This window comes from Microbacterium sp. CCNWLW41, from assembly GCF_037083505.1.
The window spans coordinates 712,111-734,298 of record NZ_JBAOJP010000001.1 but is presented as its reverse complement, the minus strand read 5'-3'; the positions used below and the strand labels follow the sequence as shown (position 1 = coordinate 734,298).

The window sequence follows — 22,188 nt, the reverse complement described above, 5'->3', positions numbered from 1 at the left end:
ACCATGACGACGATCACAACCCTGGGACTCGTGGCGGCGATGATGTCGGGCTGCGCCTCCGCCGCGGCAGAGGCCGGCGACGGCGGCGCCCCGGTGACGGAGCTGCGCCTCGGGTACTTCGCGAACGTCACGCATGCCCCCGCGCTCGTCGGGCTCGAGGAGGGGCTGTTCGCCGACGCGCTCGGCGACGTCGAGGTGACCACGCAGGTCTTCAACGCGGGGCCTGCCGCCATCGAGGCGCTGTCGGCAGGCGCCATCGACGCCACCTACATCGGCCCCAACCCGTCGATCAACACGTTCATCCAGTCCGGCGGCGAGTCCGCCCGCATCGTCGCCGGCGCGGCGACCGGTGGCGCAGCCCTCGTGGTCCGCGACGGCATCGACGAGCCGGCCGACCTCGACGGCACGACGATCGCGACGCCGCAGCTCGGCAACACGCAGGACGTCTCGGCGCGGGTCTGGCTGGCCGACGAGGGGTTCGAGACCGACACCTCCGGCGGCGGCGACGTGCAGATCACGCCGACCGACAACGCCCAGACACTGACGCTGTTCCAGGACGGTCAGGTCGACGGCGCCTGGGTGCCGGAGCCCTGGGTGTCGCGCCTGGTGATCGACGCCGGCGCGCACGTGCTGCAGGACGAGGCCGACCTGTGGCAGGACGGCGAGTTCCCGACCACCGTGCTGCTGGTGCGCAAGGACTTCCTCGATCAGCATCCCGACGTGGTGGCAGACCTCCTGACCGGCCACGCGGCCGCCGTGCAGTGGATCGCCGACAACCCCGGCGACGCGCCGGCGGTCATCAACGGCGCCATCGAGGACGAGACCGGCAAGCCGCTGGCGGACGCGGTGATCGAACGCGCTCTCGAGCACGTGACGTTCTCGGTCGACCCGCACGCCGACGCCTTCGAGACGCTCGTCGAGAACGGCATCCAGGCAGGCACGCAGAAGGCGGGTTCGATCGAGGGCCTGTTCGACCTGACCCTGCTCAACGACCAGCTGACGGCGGCCGGCGGCGAGCCCGTCTCGGCCGCAGGACTCGGCGAGGACTGACATGAGCACCGCACCCGCTTCCGCCTCCGGCGCCGCGCAGGGCTCGAAGGCCCGCGTGCCGGCCGCTCCGGAGACGGGCCTGCCCGCCTCCGCGGGCACGCCTTTCACGCCGAGCTTCGACAGCGTCGCGCCGGTCCCCGTGCCCGCTCCGGCCGTCCCGCCCGCCGTGCGGATCGACGCGGTGTCCAAGCGGTTCGGCTCCGGCCCGGTCGTGCTCGACGACGTGTCGCTCGACATCGCCCCCGGGGAGTTCGTGTGCCTGCTGGGGGCGTCCGGGTGCGGCAAGTCCACGCTCCTGAACCTCATCGCCGGGCTCGATCGCCCGAGCGCCGGCCGCATCGAGACCCCCGACGAGGGCTCGGCCGTCATGTTCCAGGAGTCGGCGCTCATGCCGTGGCTGACCGCCCGCAAGAACGTCGAACTGGCGCTCCGCCTGCGAGGCGTGCCGCGCGGCGAGCGTCGCGAGAAGGCGCTCGCGCTCCTGGACACCGTGAACCTCGCGGATGCCGCCGACAAGCGCCCGCACGAGCTCTCCGGCGGCATGCGCCAGCGCGTCGCGCTCGCACGCGCCCTCGCGCAGGACCGGCCCGTGCTGCTGATGGACGAGCCGTTCGCGGCACTCGACGCCATCACCCGCGACCTCCTCCACGAGGAGCTCGAGCGCGTGTGGCGCGCCACCGGTCGCACCATCGTGTTCGTCACGCACAACGTGCGGGAGGCTGCCCGCCTCGGCCAGCGCGTCGTGCTGATGGGCAGCCGTCCCGGCCGAATCGTGCAGCAGTGGCAGATCGCGAAGACCACCGGGCGCCGCATCGAGTCGCCCGAGGTCGCCGCCCTCTCGGTGGAGATCACCGACCAGCTGCGGAAGGAGATCCGCCGCAATGCCGCATGACAGCCTGACCGTTCCGAAGACGGATGCCGCGGCATCCGTCACCTCCGACGATCTGCGCTCGCTCGAGGCGGGCCTGGACCGGCTGCAGACCGACGCGGCCTCGGGCACCGGGCGCTGGCGCCGCGTCGCCCAGAGCGTCGTGCCGCCGATCGTCTTCCTCGTGCTGCTGATCGTCGCCTGGCAGCTGTACGTCGTCATCGCCGACCCGCGGCCCGACAAGGTTCCGAGTCCCGTGGACGTGTGGAACGCGCTGGGCCTGGCGTGGGAGACCGGTCGCCTGCAGGAGGCCGTCGCGACCAGCCTCGAGCGCGGGGTCGCCGGCTTCCTCATCGCGATCGTCGTCGGCACACCCATCGGACTGCTTCTCGCCGAGGTGCGCCCGATCCGCCGCGCGGTCGGACCGATCATCTCGGGCCTGCAGGTGCTGCCGTCGGTGGCCTGGGTGCCCGCTGCGATCATCTGGTTCGGCCTGTCCGACGCAACCGTCTACTTCGTCATCCTCATGGGCGCCATCCCGTCGATCGTGAACGGCCTCATCGCCGGCATCGACCAGGTGCCCCCGCAGCTGCGGCGCGTCGGCACGGTGCTCGGCGCCTCGCGCTGGCAGCTGGCCACCGCCGTCATCCTGCCCGCCGCGCTGCCCGGCTACCTCGCCGGACTCAAGCAGGGATGGGCGTTCTCGTGGCGCTCGCTGATGGCGGCCGAGATCATCGCGACGGGCGGCTCCATCGGCTTCGGCCTGGGCTCGATGCTCGACCAGTCGCGGGAGCTCGCCGACATGGCCGGGGTCCTCGCCACCATCATCCTCATCCTGGCCATCGGCATCCTCATCGAGCTCGTCTTCTTCGGGCCGCTGGAGCGCCGCATGCTGAAGCGCCGAGGCCTGCTCATCACGGGAGGTACCCGATGACCGGCCGCCCCGAATCCTTCGACCCCCTCGCCCCGCTCGACCCCCGCGGCCCCTCCTTCCCCGGATCCGGAAATCGGACATCCGCACGTTTTCCGGAGCATCCGGCCGGGGAGGTCCGGAAACACGCCGAATCTCCGAATTCCGGAGCGACGGATGCGACAGATGCCGCGGATGCGACGGATGCCACGGATGCCACGGATGCCACGGCCGACGCCACCACGACCGGCACGGTCTGGCTGGTCGGGGCCGGGCCGGGCGACGCCGGGCTGCTCACCGTCAAGGGCCTGCGCGCCCTGGAAGCGGCGGACGTGATCGTCGCGGACCGGCTCGGCGCGCGCGCCGTGCTCGAGGGGCTCGCCACCGACGGCGTCGAGCTGCGGGCGGAGGTCGTCGACGTCGGCAAGACGCCGGGCCACCACGCCGTGCCGCAGGACGCCATCAACGCCCTCCTGGTGCAGCTCGCCCTCGACGGCAAGACGGTCGTCCGCCTCAAGGGCGGAGACCCGTACGTCTTCGGGCGCGGCGGCGAGGAGCTCGTCGCCTGCCAGGAGGCGGGCGTCCCCGTCCAGGTCGTGCCGGGGATCACCAGCGCGATCTCGGTGCCCGCGATCGCCGGCATCCCGCTCACCCACCGCGGCGTGGCCACCGCGTTCACGGTCGCCACCGCGCACGACCAGATCGAGTCCCTCGGCGGCGGCCGCGACCACACCGTCGTGCTGCTCATGGGGATCGGCACCCTGGCGAACTCCGCGATCATCCTCGCCCGCGGCGAGCGCGGCGCGGACTGCCCGGTGGCGGTCGTCGAGGACGGCTACGGAGCACGCCAGCGCGTCACCGTCGGCACCCTCGCCACGATCGCCCACCAGGCCGCGGAGCGAGGCATCCGCTCCCCCGCCGTCGTGGTCGTGGGCGACGTCGTGCGGCTCAGCCCGTACGCCCCCGCGGAACTCGCCACCCTCGAACTCACCCACTTCGACCCCCTCGCCGTCCCCGGCACCTCCCGAAAGGCCCCCACGCAGTGACCTCTTCGAGCCTCCAGAACCTCCGCGTCGCGATCGTCGGCGCCGGTCCCGCCGGCATCTACGCGGGCAACATCCTCACCAACGCCGTGAACGACGCCGGCGGCTCGGTCGCGATCGATCTGTTCGAGTCGCTTCCCGCGCCTTACGGCCTCATCCGCTACGGCGTCGCGCCCGACCACCCGCGCATCAAGGGCATCGTCAACTCGCTGCACGAGATGCTCGACGCCGGAACCACCCGGTTCATCGGCAACGTCGAGGTGGGCCGCGACATCGCGCTGGAGGAGCTGCACGAGCGGTACGACGCCGTGATCCTCGCCACCGGCGCGATCCGCGACGCGGCCCTCGACATCCCCGGCATCGACCTGCCCGGATCGTTCGGCGCCGCGGACTTCGTCGCCTGGTTCGACGGCCACCCCGACGTGCCCACCGAGTGGACGCTCGACCAGCGCGAGGTCGCCGTCATCGGCAACGGCAACGTCGCGCTCGACGTCGCCCGCATCCTCGCCAAGCACGCCGTGGACCTCCGCTCGACCGAGATCGCCGACAACGTACTCGCGGGCCTGGAGGCATCCGCCGTCACCGACGTGCACGTGTTCGGCCGCCGCGGTCCCGCCGACATCAAGTTCACGCCGATCGAGCTGCGCGAGCTCGGCGAGGTGCCGGACGTCGACATCGTCGTGCACGACGAGGACTTCGCCTACCTCGAAGGCCTCACGCCGGCCAACAACCAGCTGAAGGTCATGCTCCGCATCCTCGAGAGCTGGCGCACGCGCGAGTCCACGGGGGCCAGCCGCCGCCTGCACCTGCACTTCTACCACTCGCCCGTCGAGGTGCTCGGCGACGGCAAGGTCGAGGGGCTGCGCTTCGAGCGCACCGAGCCGACGGGGGACGGGCGCGTGCGCGGCACGGGCGAGTTCCGCGAGTACCCGGTTCAGCAGGTGTACCGCGCCGTCGGCTACTACGGCACCCCGGTGATCGACGCGCCGTTCGACGAGAAGGCCGGCGTCGTCTCGAATGTCGAGGGACGGGTGACGGATGCCGCGACCACCGGCGACGCCGACGCTCCGGTGGTCCCGGGCCTCTACGCGACCGGCTGGATCAAGCGCGGACCGGTCGGGCTCATCGGCCACACCAAGTCCGACGCCATGGAGACCATCGCGCACCTCGTCGCCGACATCGAGGCGGGGCGGCTCTCGGCCCCCGCGGTGGCCGGCGACGTGCTGAACCTGCTCGACGAGCGCGAGGTCGCGTACACGACGTGGGAGGGCTGGCTGGCTCTGGACGCGCACGAGCGGGAGCTCGGAGCGAACCACCTCCACACGCGGGAGCGCGTGAAGGTCGTTCCGCGCGACGAGCAGGTCGGCATCTCGCGGGGAGCGCTCGTCCGGTGACGTACGTGATCGCACTGCCGTGCGTCGATGTGAAGGACCGCGCCTGCATCGACGAGTGCCCGGTCGACTGCATCTACGAGGGCGAGCGGTCGCTGTACATCCACCCCGACGAGTGCGTCGACTGCGGGGCCTGCGAGCCGGTCTGCCCGGTCGAGGCCATCTACTACGAGGACGACCTGCCCGACCAGTGGCAGGACTACTACACCGCGAACGTGGAGTTCTTCGACGACATCGGCTCGCCGGGCGGCGCCGCGAAGACCGGCGTGATCGCGAAGGACCACCCGATCATCGCCGCCCTCCCTCCCCAAGGAGACGGTCATGACTGACCCCGCACCCGCAACCGACGCCCCGCCGGCCGAGGTCGACGTGGTCATCGTCGGCGGGGGCCCGGCCGGGCTCTCCGCCGCGCTCAACCTCGGTCGTGCCCGCGCCTCGGTGGCGGTCATCGACGCCGGCAGGCCACGCAACGCGGCGACGCTGCGCTCGCACGGCTTCCTCACGCGCGACGGCATCCCCCCGCTCGAGCTGCGCAAGCTCGCGCGGGCGGAGCTCGCCGCCTACCCCGACGTGCGGGTGTACGACCGCACGGTCGTGACGGCGCTGCTGGAGAAGGACTGCGGCGACGGGCGCCGCTTCATCGCCGCGCTGAACGGGCGCGGCTCGGGCATCCCTCCCGCCGTCTCGGCCCGCTCGGTGCTCGTGGCCACCGGCCTCCGCGAGACACTGCCCGACATCCCGAGCCTCCGCGCGTTCTACGGGATGACCGTGTTCAGCTGCGCCGCGTGCGACGCGTGGGAGCTGCAGGACCGCCCGCTCGCGCTCATCGGCGAGACGCCCGATCTGGCCGCCCGGGCGCGGCTGATCGCCCGCTGGACCGACCGGCTCACCGTCTTCACCAACGGGTCGGATGCCGTCGATACGGTCGAGGAGGCCGAGCTCGCGGCATCCGGGATCATCGTCGAGCGTCGCGTCATCGACGACCTCGAGGGCGACAAGGGCGCCGTGTCGGCGGTGCGCCTGCAGGGCGGCGACCGCGTCGAGATCGACGGCGGGTTCGTGCGCCCGCAGTGGCACCCCGCGCTGGACTTCGTCGCCGGCATCGACCTCGAGCGCGACGGGTTCGGCAACCTGGTCACCGACCGCTCCGGGCGCACGTCCGTCGCGGGTCTGTATGCGGCGGGGGATGCCGCGTCCCCCGGTCCGCAGCAGCTCATCGTCGCCGCGGGGCAGGGCGCGCGCGCGGCGGCCGTGCTCGTCCACGACCTCGTCGGGGTGCGCACCGCCCACTGACCCACGGGCACCCGCGCGGCGTCACCGCTCGCGGGATTCCCGCCTCGCGGCGGCGCGTCACGGGATGTTCACGGTCCGGCCACGTGCGCGTTCTCGAACGCAACGACTCGGTCGGACATGCTGTCGCAGATGTCCGACGACGTGGCCGAGGAGCTCAGAAGGCTGCGCGCGCGAGCCTACGGACCCGACGCCGACATCCGCGACGACCCGGACGCCCTCCAGCGGCTGCGCGAGCTCGAAGGCCACGCCCTCGACGCGGCGGCGACGGGCGCGCAGGCCCGCGACGACCGGGCGGCTCCCGCCGGAGAGCCGGCTGTCGCGGCATCCCGCATCCGGCGCCCGTGGTGGGAGCGGCACCGGGCCCTCCTCTGGGGCGCGTCGCTGCTGCTCGCCATGCTCCTCGGCGCGGCACTGGTCTCGGCGCAGCAGTCGCCGGGTCGGGAGCGTGTCGCCGTGCTCGGCGTGGACGCCGACGGGCAGTGGCCGGAGCAGATGTGGGGGCCGCGCCCGCCGGACGGCGTGACGTTCGAGGAGTACCGCGGTCTCACCGCGATCGCGTCCGCGCGCGACTTCGGCAACAGGACCAGCAGCACCTGCCTGTGGGTGTACGACTCGACCTCGGTGAACTTCGGCCTCTCGGCCGGCTCGTGCACCGCGGGCTCGGTCCCCGCCTCGGCGACGATCCTCGTCACCGCGCAGGCGCCGCGGCCGCTGCTCGACGAGTTCGGCGAGGGCACGGCGCTGGAGTTCGTCCTCGATCGCGACCGGGTGCTCGTCTCTGCGCAGCGCCCGTAGCCCCGGCCGGTCACACGCCGTCTGCGTGACCGGACTCCCAGGCCGCGCGGCCCGGGGCGAGCATGTCGCTCACCTGATCGCCGTGCGTCGCCGGCGTCACCGTGTCGGGCCAGTCCGCGATCTGCTGCTCGGCCCAGTCGGCCCACGCGAGGATGTGGTCGTAATGGCCGATCATGAACGTGTTGGCCAGTGCGAACAGGTGCTTGCGCTCGGGGAACGTGCCGCCGGTCGCGCTGATGAACGCCGCGTAGCGGGCGAACAGGTCGCGTTGGGCGAGGGCCCGCTCTCGCGTCTGCGCGAGGGTCGAGCGGAGGTCGTCGAGCGATCCCTGATCCGAGAGCAGCACGCGCACCATGCCCTCGAACTCGAACGACGGCGGACGCACCGGCGTCGTCAGCCACCGGGCGAGGGCCTCGCGCCCCTCGGGGGTGATCGAGTAGATCGTGCGCGCGCGCTTGCCGGTGTGTTCCTGGCGGGTGTCGACGAAGCCGGCATCACGGAGGCGATTGAGCACCGCGTACCGGCCGCGATCGGCCGACGGCCACAGCTCGGCGACGCCGCGGCCGAGCTGCTCGGCCAGCTGGTACGCCGACCAGTCGCGCGCGGCGAGGAGACCGAGGGTCAGGTACGCCGTCGTCGAGAGCTCGCGCTCGGGCACCGGCATCCTCTCCTTCTCCCCTGCGTCGCTGCGGATCCGGCACAGGATCGGATCGGCTCGGCTCGGGACGTAAAAGGGTATCCCGCTCGCGACAGATCGACCCTATACTGCAGAGTGCAGTAAGCGCGGATGGACGCTGTGGGAGCGCATCTGCGCATTCGGCGGGCCGACGTGGGGACGAGGACCGCCGCAGCGGCGGGCGATCGTGGGGATCGCCCGCCGCCATCTGCCCGTGTGCGCGCGGCGGGAGCGCCAGGATCACCGGGATCAGCGCCGGGTCCGCCCCGGGTGGGGCAGGATGGCATCGATGTCAACGCCGACCGACTCTTCGCAGGACGAGCTCCGCGCACTGCGTGAGCGCGCCTACGGTCCGGATGCCGACATCCACGACGATCCCGTCGCCCTCGCGCGACTGCAGGAGCTGCAGATCCAGGACCAGGCCGCCCGCGCGGCCGCCCGAGCCGCTGTGCCGTCGTCTCGCGCGGCAGGAGCCGGACCGGCCGATGACGCCTCCGACGCGAGAGCGACGGATGCCGCGTCGCGCGGGGAGTCCCTCGATCGAGGCTTCGGCGCCGCGACGTCGACGAGCACGCTGGTCGCTCCTGGCGCGCTGCGTACGCCCGGAACGGACGCAGACCCGCTCACGACATCCGACCCGGAGGACGGGCCGGCGGGCACACGGTCCGGGGCTTCGGATCCTGCCGCACCGTCGGACGGCGAGGACGCCCTCGATCCCGACGAGAGCGGTCAGGCGCCTCCGCGACCGTGGTGGCGACGACGCATCCCCGTGCTGTGGGCGGCGTCCGTGGTCGCGGGAGTGCTGGTCGGCGTCGGCCTCACGCTCGGGACGCAGGCGATCGAGGCCGGCCGGATCGCCGTGCTGCAGGAGGATACCGCCGCCGAGTGGCCGGAGGAGTGGTTCGGGTCCCAGCAAGGCGGGCGGGTGTTCGACGAGTTCCACGGGCTCACCGTGCTGGTGTTCCCGCAGTCCTTCGGCCCCGACGGCACGCAGACCTGCCTGTACGTCGTCACCGACCAGGGCGGCGGTTTCGGCGCGGGCAGCTGCGGAGCCGGCTCCTACCCGGCGATCGCGTCGATGGAGGTCGGCCGCCTCTCCCCCGACGAGCTGCGCGACGCCTTCCCCGACGGCACCGCCCTGCAGTTCGTGCACGAGGGCTCCACGGTGAACGTCTACGCGAAGGCCCCCAGCCTGGTCGAGCCGACGCCGTGAGATGACGGATGCCGCGGGCCGCGGCATCCGTTCATCGAGACGCCGCTGGCCGCCGACCCGGCACGGGGAGTACGGTGGCGGCAGCGCCTCGGCTCGGGGGTCGCCGTGACCGATCGCGGCGGAGGGCGGGCGGCGCAAGCTGGATCGCCCATGGCCGCCGGTCCGGTGTGGGGAGGGCGCGCTCATGTCGACATCCGAGCAGCCGGTGACGGGCGACGAGCTGCGCCTGCTCCGCGCCCGCGCCTACGGGCCGGACGCGGACATCCTGGACGACCCGGAGGCGATGCGCCGACTGCGCGAGCTCGAGGAGCAGGCGCGGCTTGCCGGGGAGGCATCCGATCCCGCGGCGTCCGGCGCTGTGGCATCCGGTTCCGCGGCGGCCGGTTCGGAGGCGGCCGGTTCGGCGGCGTCCGGTTCGGCGGCGTCCGGTTCGGCGGCGGCCGACCCCGGCGCTGAAGACCCCAGGGCGATCGCTGCGGCGACGTCCGCCGGAGCGGCGGCCGACCTGGCCGCGAACGCCCGGCGCGGACCCGAGGACGCGGTGCACAGCGGTGTCGCCGAGGCGCGGGGCACTCGGTCCGATGACGCTGACACCGAAGCAAGCCGCACCCAAGACGAGGTTCCGCCCGCGGACGCCGCGCAGGGGCCGGCGCCGACCCCCGTTCCGGCGGGCGGACCGTGGTGGCGGCGGACGCGGACGCTGTGGATCGCCTCCGTCGTGCTCGCGGCCGTCGTCGCCTCGGCGGTGACGCTGGCGGCTTCGACGCTGAGCACCGGCCGGGTCGCCGTGCTCCCGATCGATCCCGACGCCGAGCCGCCCGACGGATTCTTCGATCAGGCGGGTGAGGGCGTGGTGTTCGAGGAGTTCTTCGGCCTGACCGCCGTGCTCGCGCAGCAGGTGTGGACGCGCGGCGAGGTGCTCGACTGCGTCTTCGTCCGCTCAGCGGCCGGCGACGCGCAGATGGCCACCGGCGGCTGCGCCGGCGGCGGCTTCCCTCCGACGGCGGCCATGGTGGTCACGCCGTCGTTCCCGCGGGAGCTGCGCGAGCGGTTCCCGGACGGCACCGCGCTGCAGTTCGTCGTCGAGGGCTCCGAGGTGCACGTCTACGCGAAGGAGCCGGTGGTCGATCCCACCCCGTGAGGGCTCAGGCGCCGCGGCTCCCGGCATCCGTCGCCCCGACATCGGTGCGGTGGAAGTTCTGGAACGATCGGGATGCCGTCGGCCCGCGCTGGCCCTGATACCTGTTGCCGTACGCGCCCGAGCCGTACGGGTTCTCGGCCGGAGAGGTGAGGCGGAAGTAGCAGACCTGGCCGATCTTCATGCCGGGCCAGAGCTTGATCGGGAGCGTCGCGACATTGGAGAGCTCCAGCGTGACGTGCCCGGTGAAGCCCGGGTCGATGAAGCCGGCGGTGGAGTGGGTCAGCAGGCCCAGCCGTCCGAGCGAGGACTTGCCCTCGAGGCGGGCGGCGATGTCGTCGGGGAGGGAGATCTGCTCGAAGGTCGACCCCAGCGCGAACTCCCCCGGGTGCAGGATGAACGGCTCGTCGGGCTCCACCTCGATGAGGCGCGTGAGGTCGGGCTGGTCCTCGGCCGGATCGATGAACGGGTACTTGTGGTTGTCGAACAGCCGGAAGTACCGATCGAGACGCACATCGACGCTCGAGGGCTGCACCATCGCGGGCTCCCACGGGTCGAGCGCGATGCGCCCCGCGTCGATCTCGAGCCGGATGTCGCGGTCACTGAGCAGCACGGAGTCAGCCTAGCGGGCGGTCCTGTTATGCTGGCCGGGCGCCGTAACAGGCGCTCGGGGCTGTAGTTCAATGGCAGAACTTCTGCTTCCCAAGCAGACAGCGCGGGTTCGATTCCCGTCAGCCCCTCCATGTCAGTCCGACGACGACTGCCGCTTCCTGTTCGTCCGCCCTCGCGACCGCTACCTCACGCTCCGGCCGGAGCGCGACGTGATGCCGCGACCGAGCTGATCGCCGTCAAGTCGACGACCCGCGAGCTCGGCGCCGGCCAGGCGCCCGCACTGCTGCAGCGCTTCGTCGACGAGGAGCTCGCGCGCGCCGAGGGCGTACGAGACGCTTCCGCTCGCGCACGATCCCGCTGAGGTGCGGGCACGCGCCGATGTCGGAGGTCCGTCGTACATTTGTTCTATGAACTCCACGGCGCCCGCCTCCCCCGCGATGCGGTTGACGGATGCCGCGACCCGGCTCGCAGAGCGGCTCCCGGCGGCTCCCCTCGAGCTCGCGGCGCTCGGTGACGAGGACCTTCTCGCCGTGCTGGCGGACGCCACCGATGCCCGCAAGGCTCTCGAGCTGATCGTCGCGCGCGCCTCGGCCGAGGTGTCGCGCCGGTCGGCACGGGATCTCGGCTACGAAGGGCTCGCGCAGCGGAAGGGAGCCCGCACCGGGACCGCGCTCGTGCAGCAGATCACCGGGTTGGGACGGTCCGACGTCGCGCGGGCGGTCGAAGCCGGCACGGAGCTCTCCGGCGCGGAGCCCTCCGGCGCGGCGGGGTCGGGGACTCCCGTGTGCGGCACGGAAGAGGCGGCGCACGGCGCGACCCGGGCGGACGTGCCGGAGTGGCATGAACTCCTGTGCGATGCGCTCTCCGGTGGTGGCATCTCGCAGGCGCAGTTCCACGCCATCCGGACGGGTCTCGGCGAGCCGCCGGTCGATCGCTACCCCGACCTCGCACCCGACTTCCTCCCGCAGGCCTGGACCCGTGCGGTTCGGCTGCTGCTCGAGGAGGTCTCGGCGTTCCCTGTGGAGGAGCTGCGGCAGCAGGCGCGCATCGCCCGTGACCGGCTCGACCCGGTAGGCGTCACCCTGCGATTCGAGGAGCGCTTCGCGGCCCGCTCGTTCCGCCGGTGGATCGACGAGAGCGGGCAGCGGCACGCGCACATCCTGTTCGACGACGACGCCGGCGCGTGGGTCGACGCGCTCCTGCAGGCCGCGCTGCGCCCGCGTCGGGGCCCCCGGTTCGTGGGGTCTGACGCGGTCGACAAGGCACGCGCGGCCGAGTCGGACGACCGCACCAACGAGCAGCTGCAGTACGACACGATCATGGCGGTGCTGCGCACCGGTGCGCACGCGGACCCGGAGCAGGCTTTCGGCGACCGTCAGCCCGGCGTGCACATCGTCGTCGAGGCGGCCGCCATCGCGGCGGCCTCGGGCCGGGCGGAGATGCAGGTCGCCGGAGTCGGCCATCTCGAAGACGGTGGACACGCGGTCCCCGGCGGAGTGATCGAGGCGCGGCTGTGCGACGCCGGAGCCGTCGCCGTGATGTGGGGCTCGGACGGGCGTCCGCTCGACGTCGGTCGCGAACTGCGACTGTTCACCCGAAGGCAGCGCATCGCCATCGCCGCTCGCGACGGCGGCTGTGTGTGGCCATCGTGCAGCGCCCCGGTCTCGCAGTGCGAATACCATCACATCGATCACTGGTGGGAGGATCACGGCCGCACCGACGTCGACGACGGCGTCGCCCTGTGCCGCAACTGCCACCTGCGACTGCACAATCAGCGATGGCGCATCTCGCGAGAGCGCGACGCCGCCACGGGCGCCGACACCTACTGGCTGCATCCACCGCCCGACCCCCTGACCGGAGAGCTCGGCGAGCGCGTCGGGCTCACATCGAAGTCGCCCCGCCGCTTCGCGATCGCCTGACCCCTGCGCTCGGGCGACGCGTCGCAGCCGGCCGCGTGAGGCTGCGGCCTGCCGCGGGGCCGGTAGGTGGGGCCTGTAGGTGGGCGGCCGGTGGGTGGGCTGGCCGGCGGGTCGCGGCATCCGTCGTTCCGGGGCCTCTGCAGAATCCCCGCACGGCTGTCGTACTGTGAGCGGGTGAGCTTCGATCCCGGGGACGTGTCGGCATTCACGGCCTTCGTGCGCGCTCGAGGCCAGGGCGTCGTGGCGACCGTCTCTCCTTCGGGCGCGCCCGAAGCGGCGCTGGTCGGACTGGCGACACTCGACGACGGAACGCTCGTGTTCGACACGCACGCCGCGTCACGAAAGGCCGAGAACCTCCGCCACGACCACCGGATCGCCGTGGTCGTCGGCACGGTCGACGAGCTCTCGGTGCAGATCGAGGGCTTCGCCGCCATCGCGCACGGCGCGCATCGCGAGCGCTACGGCGCCGCGTACGCCGCGCAGTTCCCCGGATCACACGCTCTCGATCCGGACTTCGCGGTGGTCGCCATCCGCCCCTCGTGGGTGCGCGTCTACGACGCCTCGGTCACCCCCGCGCGTGTGTCGGAAGCGCGCTGGTGATCCTCCGCTAGATTCATCGTCGTGCTGCCACGCCTCGCCCCGCTCCTCATCGCCTCCGCACTCCTGCTCACCGGCTGCACCTCCTCCGGCTCCACCCCCGAGGCCGCCGCCACCACACCGGCGACCGACACATCGCAGACCCCGACGCCGACCCCGACGGCGACCGAAGCCCGCGCGCTGGTCCTCGGCGTCGAGAGCATCGACCTCGTCGACGGCGCGAGTTCGGAGATGTTCCCCCTCTACGACGACGCAGAACCGCTGCTCGCCCTCGTCGAGGAGCTCACCGGCGAGCCGCGCAGCGGCGAGGACTTCGAGGACCCATGGGGCAACGGCGAGGTGATGGGCACCGTCTACCGCTGGGACGACGTGTGGGTGTCGGTCCTCGAGGGCGGCGGACCGACGAGCGTCACCGTGCTCTCCGCGTCGGTCGGAGATACGCCTGCGCGGACCGCCGACGGCATCGCAGTGGGCAGCGCTCGCGACGACGTGCTCGCCGCCGGCGGGTGGGACGACTGGGATGAGGACGGGGACGGCATCGCGGACCACCTGGGCATCGACGAGCAGGAAGCCGAAGGAACGCAATCCCTCACCCGTCCCGGCGAGACCGGGTGGAACTTCGTCGGCATGACGCTCGACGGGGACGCCGTCACCGAGTTGCGCACACCGGCGAACGACTACTCCGACCTCTGAACACCATCACCCGACCGGGCGATCACCGCTCGCGGACCGGCCAGGGTGCCCAGACACGACCTGCCTTCAGAGCACGCCTCGCTGACCGCCAGCGGTCGCGCGGGTAGTCCTGGCGGCGGCTCGATCCGCCGCGCCGGCCCCCTGCGGACTCGAGGCGGAACGTCACAGGGAGCCGGCCCCGCCCACTGATGCTCTCGGACAGCCCGCCGCTCACCACACTGACCACGGTCTCCTCCAGCTCGTCGGCGCAGCGCTCCCACGTCTCATCGCAGGCGTCGCAGCCGCACGACGGGAAGACCGCATCGTGCAGCAGCCCGAGATGCAGATGGATGCCGGGGAAAGAGGTGAACACGAAGGTCAGCGGCGACGCCGCCTCATCTGCGGGCCGGACCCGCACTGCGCGTAGCGGCTGCGGCGGCGGCCGGAGCAGGTCCGCGGCGACGCCGAGGGAGTCCTCGACCGTGACGTCGTACGACGTGGCGAGCCAGTCGATCAGCGCGTCCGCGACCTCGTGCAGCGGCGCGAACCGCTCCAGGTTGCTCGTCACCGAGTACGAATCGCCCGGCGGCGAGTCCCCGCCCCACCGCTCGCCGTAGCGGACCGCGACGCCGTCCGCGTCCACGAACTCGCGCGGCGCGGGCGAAGGACGTACGTAGTCCGGCATCCCGACACCGTACCGCGGGCGGCTCGTCGCAGGTCGGCCGGCCTCTCGCCCCACGGACATGCGACGCGCCGCGGGCTGCTCGTCGCGTCGCGGGCTACTCGTCGCGCTGGCCGAGATCCGGCTCCGCCACGAATCGGGCGATCGGGTCGGCGACGCGGTCGAGCTCGATCACCACGATGGTGTTCTCCCCCGCGACGAGCGCCGCCGCCGGCACGAAGAGCGTCCGCTGCGGACCGCTCGACCAGTACCTGCCGAGCAGGAACCCGTTGACCAGCGCGAAGCCCTTGCCCCAGCCGGCGGTGTCGAGGAACAGATCGGCAGGCTCGTCGAGCGAGAAGGTCCCCCGCATGCCGAACGGCGCCACACCGGCCGGCCGAACCGCGTCCGCCATCGGCGCGTCCGCGACGCGACGCGCGGCGTCCTCGAGGGCGATCGCCGTCGACGACCACCCCGAGACGGCCGCACCGTCGAGGGTGACGGGCCCGATGAGCCCCTTCGCCTCGCCGAGGTGCGGCCCGTAGTTCACGCGCCCCTGCTCCTCGACCAGCACCCGCACGTGCCGGCCTGCCGGCACGACGAGGGCATCCTCGTGGCGGGTGCGCGAGAGCGTGCCGACGGATACGCCGTCGACCGACACCCATGCGTGGTCGCGGACCTCGCCGACCCGCAGCACGCCGCCCCGGCCTCCCGGCAGAGCAGCCTCATATACCACCAGGGCCCCGAGGTGCCCGAGCTCCTCGAACGTCGGCGGGTCACCCGCCGCAGTCCCCGCCGCAACATCCGCCGCAGTCCCGGCCGCAGCGCCGAACTCGACGATGTCGAGCGCGACCGTCAGCTCCGGCGCGGGGCCGCTCGCCGGCGGCACCTCGTCGGGCACCGGTGCGTAGCGCGCGATCACCTCGCGGAAGGCGAAGTACTTCTCCGTCGGGTCGCCGCGCTCGTCCAGCGGCGCGTCGTAGTCGTACGACGTCACGATGGGGAGGAAGCGCCCCTTGTGATTCGCTCCGTTGGTCAGCCCGAAGTTCGTTCCGCCGTGGAACATGTAGAAGTTGACGGATGCGCCGGACGCGAGGAGCGCCTCGAGCTCGGCCGCGGACTCGTCCGCCGACGTGGTGTGGTGGTACGCCCCCCACCAGTCGAACCAGCCGTCCCAGAACTCCGCGCACATCAGCGGACCCGTCGGCTGATGACGTCGGAGCGTCTCGAGGCGCTCGGTCGCCCGCGAGCCGAAGGAGCCGGTGAGGTGAACGCCCGCGACGCTCCCGTCGCGCAGCATCTGGTCGGTCGGCTGGTCGATCGTGGTCAGCGGCACGGTGATGCCGGCATCCTTCGTCACGCGCACCAGGTGCTCGAGGTACGCCGTGTCGTCACCGTACGCGCCGTACTCGTTCTCGATCTGGACGAGGATCACCGGTCCCCCGCGATCGATCTGCCGGGGCCCGACGATGTCGTACACACGCTCGAGGTACGCCGACACCTCGGCGAGGTACGCCGGCTCGGAGCGGCGCAGCCCGATGCCCGGCATCCCCGTCAGCCACGTCGGCAGGCCCCCGTTATGCCATTCGGCGCATATGTACGGGCCGGGCCGCACGATCGCGTGCATCCCCTCGGCGGCGACGAGATCGAGGAACGCCCCGAGGTCGTTCCAGCCCGTCGCATCCCACTCGCCGCGGCGAGGTTCGTGGGCGTTCCACGCGACGTACGTCTCGATGGTGTTGAGGCCCATCAGGCGCGCCTTGCGGATGCGGTCGGCCCACTGGCCGGGGTGGACGCGGAAGTAGTGCAGCGCCCCGGAGAGCACGCGGAACGGCTCGCCGTCGAGCAGGAAGTCGGAGTCGCCGATCGCGAACGATCGGACCGTCGCGCCGGTCACCGGGCGGAACCGCTGCGTGCGCTGAGCACCTCGGCGAGGCGCTCGAGCTGCGAAGCGTCCTCGAGCGCCGAGCCGACCGCCGCAACGCGCACGCCCGCGTCGAGGAACTCGTCGACGTTGGACGCGTTCAGGCCGCCGGTGGCGACGAAGCGCACCTGCGGGAACGGCCCGCGGATGTGCGCGAACCAGTCGCTGCCGAGCCAGGTCGCCGGGAACGCCTTGAGCCAGGTGAGCCCGAGCGACACGGCCAGCTGCACCTCGCTGGGCGTCGCGACGCCGGGGAGGATCGGGATGCCGGCATCCTGCGCCGCCCGCACCACGACCGGGTCGAGCCCGGGCGACACGAGATAGGACGCACCGGCGTCGGCGGCCAGCGCCACCTGCTCGGGAGTGATGATCGTGCCGGCGCCGACGCTCTTGCCGCGGGTCGCGCCGATGCGGACGACCTCCCGCAGGGCGCGCTCGTCCTCGTCGGTCTGCAGCGGCACCTCTACGGAGTCGATGCCGAGATCCCACGCGGTCTCGGACAGGCGGACGGAGCGCTCGACGCCCATGCCCCGCAGGATCGCCATGAGCGGCGCCCCGGCGAACGCCGTCTCGAACCAGGCGCCCTGGGCCGCGGCATCCGTGCTGCTCGTCGATGAGGTGGTCATTCGGAAGTCCTTCGTTCGTCGCGTTCGGTCATCATCTCGGGTTCGGGGCGCACGGCGCGCGTTCGGGGCGGACGGCGCGCGCCCCGAACGCGCGGGACGCGCCCCAAACCCGTCATGCGGTCGGGCCGCCGGGCAGCGGCACCCGCGCGGCCGGCTCGTCGATCGAGTCGGTGGTGGTCTGGAGGGTGCGCGCGGCGCGCTCGTGGCCGGCGCGCAGCCGGGCGGGCACGGGCGCGCCGGAGAGGCGCCCGGCGAGGTATCCGCCGGCGAACGCGTCGCCGGCGCCGACCGGCTCGACGACCTCGACGACCAGGGCGGGCTCGAACACCTCGTCGGCGCCGACGAACGCCGTCGCGCCGACGTCGCCGTCCTTGACGATGAGCTCGGCTACCGCCGGCAGCAGCGCCCGCACCTCGGCGGCGGTGGCGGTGCCCCACAGGGTCTCGGCCTCGTCGCGGCCGACGAGCACGATGTCGGCGCCGCGGGCCAGCTCGAGCAGCACCGGGGCGGCGGTGGCGGCATCCCACAGCGGCGCGCGGTGGTTGACGTCGAACGACACCGGCACGCCGTGCTCCCGGGCGCGCGCCATGACGCGGGCGAGGAAGGACGACGCGGATGCCGAGATCGCGGCCGTGATGCCCGACACGTGCAGCAGGTCGACGCCGTCGAACGACACGTCGTCGGCATCGGCGTCGCTCAGGTGGGCGGCCGCGGAGCCCCGGCGGTAGTAGAGGACGCCGTTGCCGGGGTCCTTCACGTACAGCCCGGTGGGGTGCGCACCGTCGAACACGACCCGCGACACGTCGACACCGCGGGCGGTGAGCTGCCGCGCGATGCGGTGGCCGAGCGCGTCGTCGCCGAGGCGGCTGAACCAGACCGCGCTGTGGCCGAGCGCGGCCACGTGGGCGGCGACGTTGGACTCCGCGCCCCCCGCGTCGAGGAGGAAGGCGTCCGCGTCCGACACGGGCGTCGCGACGACCGGCGTGACCATCGCCATCGTCTCGCCGATCGCGAGCAGCGTCAGGGGCATCGCCCCAGCGTAGTCAGGCTGCGGCATCCGTCAGCGCAGGTCGGTGACGGGCGCGGCATCCATGTCGTCGAAGGCCTGGTTCTCGCCCGCCATCGCCCAGACGAACGTGTACGACGACGTGCCGACCCCCGAGTGCAGCGACCACGACGGCGAGATGACGGCCTGGCGGTCAGCGACGACGAGGTGACGCGTCTCTTCGCGCTGGCCCATCAGGTGGATGACGCGGGCGTCCTCGGGCAGGTCGAAGTACAGGTAGCACTCGGTGCGACGGTCGTGCGTGTGGGCGGGCATGGTGTTCCACATGGAGCCCGGGTGCAGCTCGGTGACGCCCATGACGATCTGGCAGCTCTTGACGCCGTTCTCGTGGATGTACTGGTTGAGCGTGCGGCGGTTCGAGGTGAGCTGGTCGCCGAGCTCGCGCACGGTGCCCTCGCCGGGCGAGACCAGCGCGGCCGGGTAGGCGGTGTGCGCCGGTGCCGAGAACAGGTAGAACTGCGCGCCCTTGTCACCGGACCCGTCCACGTCGGCGAACGAGATCGAGCGGATGCCGCGGCCGAGGTACAGGCACGCGCCCTTGACGAGCGTGTAGACCTCGCCGTCGGCGGTGACCGTGCCGGTGCCCCCGACGTTGATGATGCCGACCTCGCGGTGCTCGAGGAAGTAGTCGCTGCGGATCTCGGGGTAGCCGCCGAGCTCGAGCACACCGCCGGCGGGCACGGCGCCGCCCAGCACGATGCGGTCGTGGTGCGTGTACGTCAGGCGGATCTCGCCGGGCACGAACACGTCGGGGATGAGGTAGGTGTCGCGCAGGTCCTGGGTGGTCATGCCCGGGATCTGTGCGGGGTTGGTCGCGTAGCGCTGCGGGATGTGCGTCTCGGTCACGATTTCTCTCCTGGTGTGCGTGAAGGCCTGTGGGGCGTGAGGTCAGCGGACGAGCCAGCCGCCGTCGACGGGGATGACGGCGCCGGTCACGTAGGCGGCGGCGTCCGAGGCGAGGAAGACGAACACGCCCTGCAGATCGGATGCCTCGCCCCAGCGCCCCGCCGGGATGCGCGACAGGATCGACGCGGCGCGGTCCTCGTCGGCGCGCAGCGGCGCGGTGTTGTCGGTCGCCATGTAGCCGGGGGCGACGGCGTTGACGGTGACGCCGGCGGCGGCCCACTCGTTCGCCAGCGCCTTCGTCAGCCCGGCCACCGCGTGCTTGGACGCGGTGTATGCCGGAACGAGAATGCCGCCCTGGAACGACAGCATGGACGCGACGTTGATGATGCGCCCGCTCCCCTGAGCCAGCATGTGGCGGCCCGCGGACTGCGACAGGTGGAACACGGCGTCGAGGTTGATCGCGAGCACGTCGTCCCAGTCGCCGAGCGGGTAGTCGACGGCGGGCGCGCGGCGGATCGTGCCGGCGTTGTTCACGAGGATGTCGAGGCCGCCGAGCTCGGCGATCACCTCGTCGACCGCGGACGCGAGCTCGTCGGGAGTGGCCGAGACGAGGTCGCGCTGCACCCGGTGGACGCGGCGGCCGGTCGCGGCGATGAGGTCCGCGGTGGCCGAGGCGTCGCCGCGGTCGAGGAGCGCGACGTCGGCACCGGCCTCGGCGAGCGCGACCGCGGCACCCTGACCGAGCCCCCGGCTCGACCCGGTGACGAGCGCGACCTTGCCGTCGAGGCGGAACGAATCGAGGATCATGCGGCGGCCTCCTGGTGGGCGACGAATCGGGTGGTGAGCTCGCCGATGCCCGAGATCCGCACGGTGACCGCGTCGCCGTCGGCGAGCGGGCGGTGCGCGTCCTGGGCGGCGGGCAGCTTCTGCGGGGTTCCGGTCGAGACGATGTCGCCGGCCTCGAGGGTCAGCACCTGGCTGAGGTGATGGATGACGAACGCCACGCTGAAGATCGTGGTCGACGTCGACTGCGACACCGTGACGACGCCGTCGCGCACGACCTCGACGAGGAGGCCCTGCGGGTCGGGCACCTCGTCGGGCGTCACGACCCAGGGGCCGAGGGGTGCGAAGCCGTCCGAGCACTTGCCCAGCGCCCACTGGCTCTGCCGCCGCTGCCACGCGCGGTCCGACACATCGTCGAGGATCGTGTACCCGCCGACGTGGTCGAGCGCGTCCTCCAGCGACACCCGCTGCGCGCGGCGGCCGATGACGACCGCCACCTCGCCCTCGTAGTCGACGTCGGTCGCACCCGGCGGGATCACGACCGGCTCGTTCGGTCCCGCCAGCGTGTTCGGGGTCTTCACGAACACGTCGGGATGTTCGGGGTCGTTCGCGGTCGGATCGATGCCGTCCGGCACGTGACCGCGGTAGTTGTAGCCGAGGCACAGGATCTTCCCCGGCGTCACCGGTGCGAGCAGCGCCGCGGGGTCGAACGGCGGCAGGAGCGAGGCGTCGGCGGCGGCCGCCCTCTGACGCGCGGCGGCCAGCGCCGCGGCATCCGTCAGCAGGTCCTCGACCGAGCCGGCGAGGTCGCCGAGGTCCAGCAGCCGTTCGCCCTCGGCGCCCGCGACGACCGCACCGGGCCGCGGTCCCCCGTCGACGCCTGTGTACCTGACGAGCCTCACCAGTACTTCCTCCACTCGGGGCGCGCGACCCGCATGAGGGCCTCGAGGTAGAAGTAATCGCCCCAGAGGGTGCCCTCGTCGACGCCGTTGTCCTTCGGCAGGTCGTAGACCGAGTGCAGGAGGAGAGCGTCCGAGTCCCCGGGAGCGGCCGGGGCGTAGTTCTCGACGAGCGACGCCAGGATCGCGTGGGCACGCGTCGTCCACTCGGCCGCGCGCGCGGCATCCGTCTCCACCTTCGCCAGCTCGAGCAGTCCGCACACCGCGATGGCGGCGGCCGAGCTGTCGCGCGGCGCGTCGCTGCCGTCGGTGTACACGAGGTCCCAGAAGGGCACCTGGTCGGCGGGGAGGTGCCGCAGGAAGTACTCCGTGCAGCGGCGGGATGCCTCGAGCAGGCGCTCGTCGCCGGTCACGGCATAGTTCATCGCGAAGCCGTAGATGCCCCACGCCTGGCCACGCGCCCAGCACGACTCGTCGAACGCGCCCTGCTCGGTGGCGCCGCGGAGCGGCTCGCCGGTGGCGGCATCCCAGTAGAACGTGTGGAAGGTCGAGTCGTCCTCGCGCAGGATGTGGTCGCGCAGCTGCGCGGTGTGGCGTGCGACGGCGTCGGCGAAGCGCTCCTGGCCGGTCTGCTCGTGTGCCCAGGTCAGCAGCGGCATGTTCATGAGGCTGTCGATGATCGTGCGGCCGCGCTGCGCCGGGTCGGAGAGGTCGCCCCACGCCTGGATGATGCCCGCGGGCTCCAGGAACCGGCGCATCAGGTGGTCGGCGGCCAGCAGCGACGCGTCGCGGGCGGCCGGATCGCCGACGAGCCGCCACGCGGCGACCGTCGACAGCGTGTACAGGAAGCCCAGGTCGTGGGTGTCGAGGTCCTCCTCGGCGCGGACGCGGCGCGCGAAGTCGGCGACGTCGACCAGTGCGGCCTCGCGGAACGCCTCATCGCCGCTCAGCTCCCACCCGAGCCACAGCATGCCGGTGCGGAAGCTGGTGGTCCAGCCGCGGTTGCCGCCGCGGGGGATGGATCCCTCGGCCGGGCGCAGCTCGTAGCGGTCGTCCACCGTCGTGTCGCCGGGGTACGCGCCGCCGAAGGTCGCGATGTTGCGCCGGACCGTCGACAGGGCGGCGTCGATCGCGCCGGCGACGGCCACCGGCGAGTCGGCGGGCGTGGCGGTGGTGCCCGAGACGGGCGAGGTGGACGTCATGGAG

At 72.6% G+C, this 22,188-nt stretch carries 23 protein-coding genes and 1 tRNA gene; 14 read left to right on the top strand and 10 right to left on the bottom strand.

The annotated features are described in order from the left end of the window. Nucleotides 1-3: 3 nt before the first annotated feature. From V6R91_RS03235 to V6R91_RS03200, 8 genes are all read left to right on the top strand, one after another. Nucleotides 4-1,050, top strand: coding sequence for an ABC transporter substrate-binding protein (locus V6R91_RS03235; RefSeq protein WP_336394145.1), 1,047 nt, complete (start codon nucleotides 4-6; stop codon nucleotides 1,048-1,050). Nucleotide 1,051: 1 nt separating this feature from the next. Next, complete coding sequence (locus V6R91_RS03230) at nucleotides 1,052-1,942, top strand: ABC transporter ATP-binding protein (RefSeq protein ID WP_336394144.1); 891 nt, start codon at nucleotides 1,052-1,054, stop codon at nucleotides 1,940-1,942. Then, a complete protein-coding gene (locus V6R91_RS03225; RefSeq protein WP_336394143.1) occupies nucleotides 1,932-2,852 on the top strand; it encodes an ABC transporter permease in 921 nt (306 codons plus the stop codon). Before V6R91_RS03230 ends, V6R91_RS03225 begins: the two co-directional genes overlap by 11 nt. Beyond that, on the top strand, nucleotides 2,849-3,874 hold the full coding sequence (gene cobA / locus V6R91_RS03220; RefSeq protein WP_336394142.1) for a uroporphyrinogen-III C-methyltransferase: 1,026 nt from the start codon (nucleotides 2,849-2,851) through the stop codon (nucleotides 3,872-3,874). The genes V6R91_RS03225 and cobA overlap by 4 nt, the downstream gene beginning before the upstream one ends. Further along, a complete protein-coding gene (locus V6R91_RS03215; RefSeq protein WP_336394141.1) occupies nucleotides 3,871-5,265 on the top strand; it encodes an FAD-dependent oxidoreductase in 1,395 nt (464 codons plus the stop codon). The genes cobA and V6R91_RS03215 overlap by 4 nt, the downstream gene beginning before the upstream one ends. After that, entirely contained in the window at nucleotides 5,262-5,591 is a 330-nt protein-coding gene (gene fdxA / locus V6R91_RS03210; protein ID WP_336394140.1) for a ferredoxin, read from the top strand. The genes V6R91_RS03215 and fdxA overlap by 4 nt, the downstream gene beginning before the upstream one ends. Further along, entirely contained in the window at nucleotides 5,584-6,555 is a 972-nt protein-coding gene (locus V6R91_RS03205; protein WP_336394139.1) for an NAD(P)/FAD-dependent oxidoreductase, read from the top strand. The genes fdxA and V6R91_RS03205 overlap by 8 nt, the downstream gene beginning before the upstream one ends. A 129-nt stretch (nucleotides 6,556-6,684) precedes the next feature. Further along, entirely contained in the window at nucleotides 6,685-7,350 is a 666-nt protein-coding gene (locus V6R91_RS03200) for a hypothetical protein (protein ID WP_336394138.1), read from the top strand. Between the two features lie 10 nt (nucleotides 7,351-7,360). Here V6R91_RS03200 and V6R91_RS03195 read toward each other — a convergent pair whose 3' ends face one another. Then, nucleotides 7,361-8,014, bottom strand: a complete 654-nt coding sequence (locus V6R91_RS03195) for a PadR family transcriptional regulator (RefSeq protein WP_336394137.1) — start codon at nucleotides 8,012-8,014, stop codon at nucleotides 7,361-7,363. Nucleotides 8,015-8,315: 301 nt separating this feature from the next. On the opposite strand from V6R91_RS03195, the gene V6R91_RS03190 reads away from it, so the two are divergent. Both V6R91_RS03190 and V6R91_RS03185 read left to right on the top strand, forming a co-directional pair. Continuing rightward, entirely contained in the window at nucleotides 8,316-9,239 is a 924-nt protein-coding gene (locus V6R91_RS03190) for a hypothetical protein (RefSeq protein ID WP_336394136.1), read from the top strand. Nucleotides 9,240-9,423: 184 nt separating this feature from the next. Then, the gene (locus V6R91_RS03185) at nucleotides 9,424-10,380 is read left to right on the top strand and encodes a hypothetical protein (protein ID WP_336394135.1); all 957 of its coding nucleotides are present in this window, start codon (nucleotides 9,424-9,426) and stop codon (nucleotides 10,378-10,380) included. Between the two features lie 4 nt (nucleotides 10,381-10,384). On the opposite strand, the gene dcd is transcribed toward V6R91_RS03185, so the two are convergent. Further along, entirely contained in the window at nucleotides 10,385-10,990 is a 606-nt protein-coding gene (gene dcd, locus V6R91_RS03180; protein WP_336394134.1) for a dCTP deaminase, read from the bottom strand. 56 nt (nucleotides 10,991-11,046) lie between these two features. On the opposite strand from dcd, the gene V6R91_RS03175 reads away from it, so the two are divergent. The 4 genes from V6R91_RS03175 to V6R91_RS03160 all read left to right on the top strand — a co-directional run bounded on the left by V6R91_RS03175 (nucleotide 11,047) and on the right by V6R91_RS03160 (nucleotide 14,198). After that, nucleotides 11,047-11,120, top strand: a tRNA-Gly gene (locus V6R91_RS03175). 276 nt (nucleotides 11,121-11,396) lie between these two features. Continuing rightward, nucleotides 11,397-12,908, top strand: a complete 1,512-nt coding sequence (locus V6R91_RS03170) for an HNH endonuclease signature motif containing protein (RefSeq protein ID WP_336394133.1) — start codon at nucleotides 11,397-11,399, stop codon at nucleotides 12,906-12,908. A gap of 174 nt (nucleotides 12,909-13,082) precedes the next feature. Continuing rightward, nucleotides 13,083-13,508 (top strand): pyridoxamine 5'-phosphate oxidase family protein, encoded by a 426-nt coding sequence (locus tag V6R91_RS03165; protein WP_336394132.1) that lies wholly within the window; start codon nucleotides 13,083-13,085, stop codon nucleotides 13,506-13,508. A gap of 21 nt (nucleotides 13,509-13,529) precedes the next feature. Next, entirely contained in the window at nucleotides 13,530-14,198 is a 669-nt protein-coding gene (locus V6R91_RS03160) for a hypothetical protein (RefSeq protein WP_336394131.1), read from the top strand. A gap of 22 nt (nucleotides 14,199-14,220) precedes the next feature. On the opposite strand, the gene V6R91_RS03155 is transcribed toward V6R91_RS03160, so the two are convergent. The 8 genes from V6R91_RS03155 to V6R91_RS03120 form a co-directional block, all read right to left on the bottom strand. After that, on the bottom strand, nucleotides 14,221-14,862 hold the full coding sequence (locus V6R91_RS03155) for a DUF6226 family protein (RefSeq protein ID WP_336394130.1): 642 nt from the start codon (nucleotides 14,860-14,862) through the stop codon (nucleotides 14,221-14,223). A gap of 94 nt (nucleotides 14,863-14,956) precedes the next feature. Then, complete coding sequence (locus V6R91_RS03150) at nucleotides 14,957-16,735, bottom strand: glycoside hydrolase family 35 protein (protein ID WP_336394129.1); 1,779 nt, start codon at nucleotides 16,733-16,735, stop codon at nucleotides 14,957-14,959. Continuing rightward, nucleotides 16,732-17,388, bottom strand: coding sequence for a bifunctional 4-hydroxy-2-oxoglutarate aldolase/2-dehydro-3-deoxy-phosphogluconate aldolase (locus tag V6R91_RS03145; RefSeq protein WP_336394128.1), 657 nt, complete (start codon nucleotides 17,386-17,388; stop codon nucleotides 16,732-16,734). The genes V6R91_RS03150 and V6R91_RS03145 overlap by 4 nt, the downstream gene beginning before the upstream one ends. 112 nt (nucleotides 17,389-17,500) lie before the next feature. Then, entirely contained in the window at nucleotides 17,501-18,418 is a 918-nt protein-coding gene (locus V6R91_RS03140; protein WP_336394127.1) for a sugar kinase, read from the bottom strand. A 30-nt stretch (nucleotides 18,419-18,448) separates the two neighbouring features. Then, a complete protein-coding gene (kduI, locus tag V6R91_RS03135; protein ID WP_336394126.1) occupies nucleotides 18,449-19,300 on the bottom strand; it encodes a 5-dehydro-4-deoxy-D-glucuronate isomerase in 852 nt (283 codons plus the stop codon). A gap of 42 nt (nucleotides 19,301-19,342) precedes the next feature. Beyond that, entirely contained in the window at nucleotides 19,343-20,107 is a 765-nt protein-coding gene (kduD, locus tag V6R91_RS03130) for a 2-dehydro-3-deoxy-D-gluconate 5-dehydrogenase KduD (RefSeq protein ID WP_336394125.1), read from the bottom strand. Then, nucleotides 20,104-20,985 carry a fumarylacetoacetate hydrolase family protein gene (locus V6R91_RS03125; RefSeq protein WP_336394124.1) on the bottom strand — a complete coding sequence of 294 codons (882 nt, stop codon included), beginning with the start codon at nucleotides 20,983-20,985 and terminating at the stop codon, nucleotides 20,104-20,106. The genes kduD and V6R91_RS03125 overlap by 4 nt, the downstream gene beginning before the upstream one ends. Continuing rightward, nucleotides 20,982-22,184, bottom strand: a complete 1,203-nt coding sequence (locus tag V6R91_RS03120) for a glycoside hydrolase family 88 protein (protein ID WP_336394123.1) — start codon at nucleotides 22,182-22,184, stop codon at nucleotides 20,982-20,984. Before V6R91_RS03120 ends, V6R91_RS03125 begins: the two co-directional genes overlap by 4 nt. Between the last annotated feature and the right edge of the window lie 4 nt (nucleotides 22,185-22,188).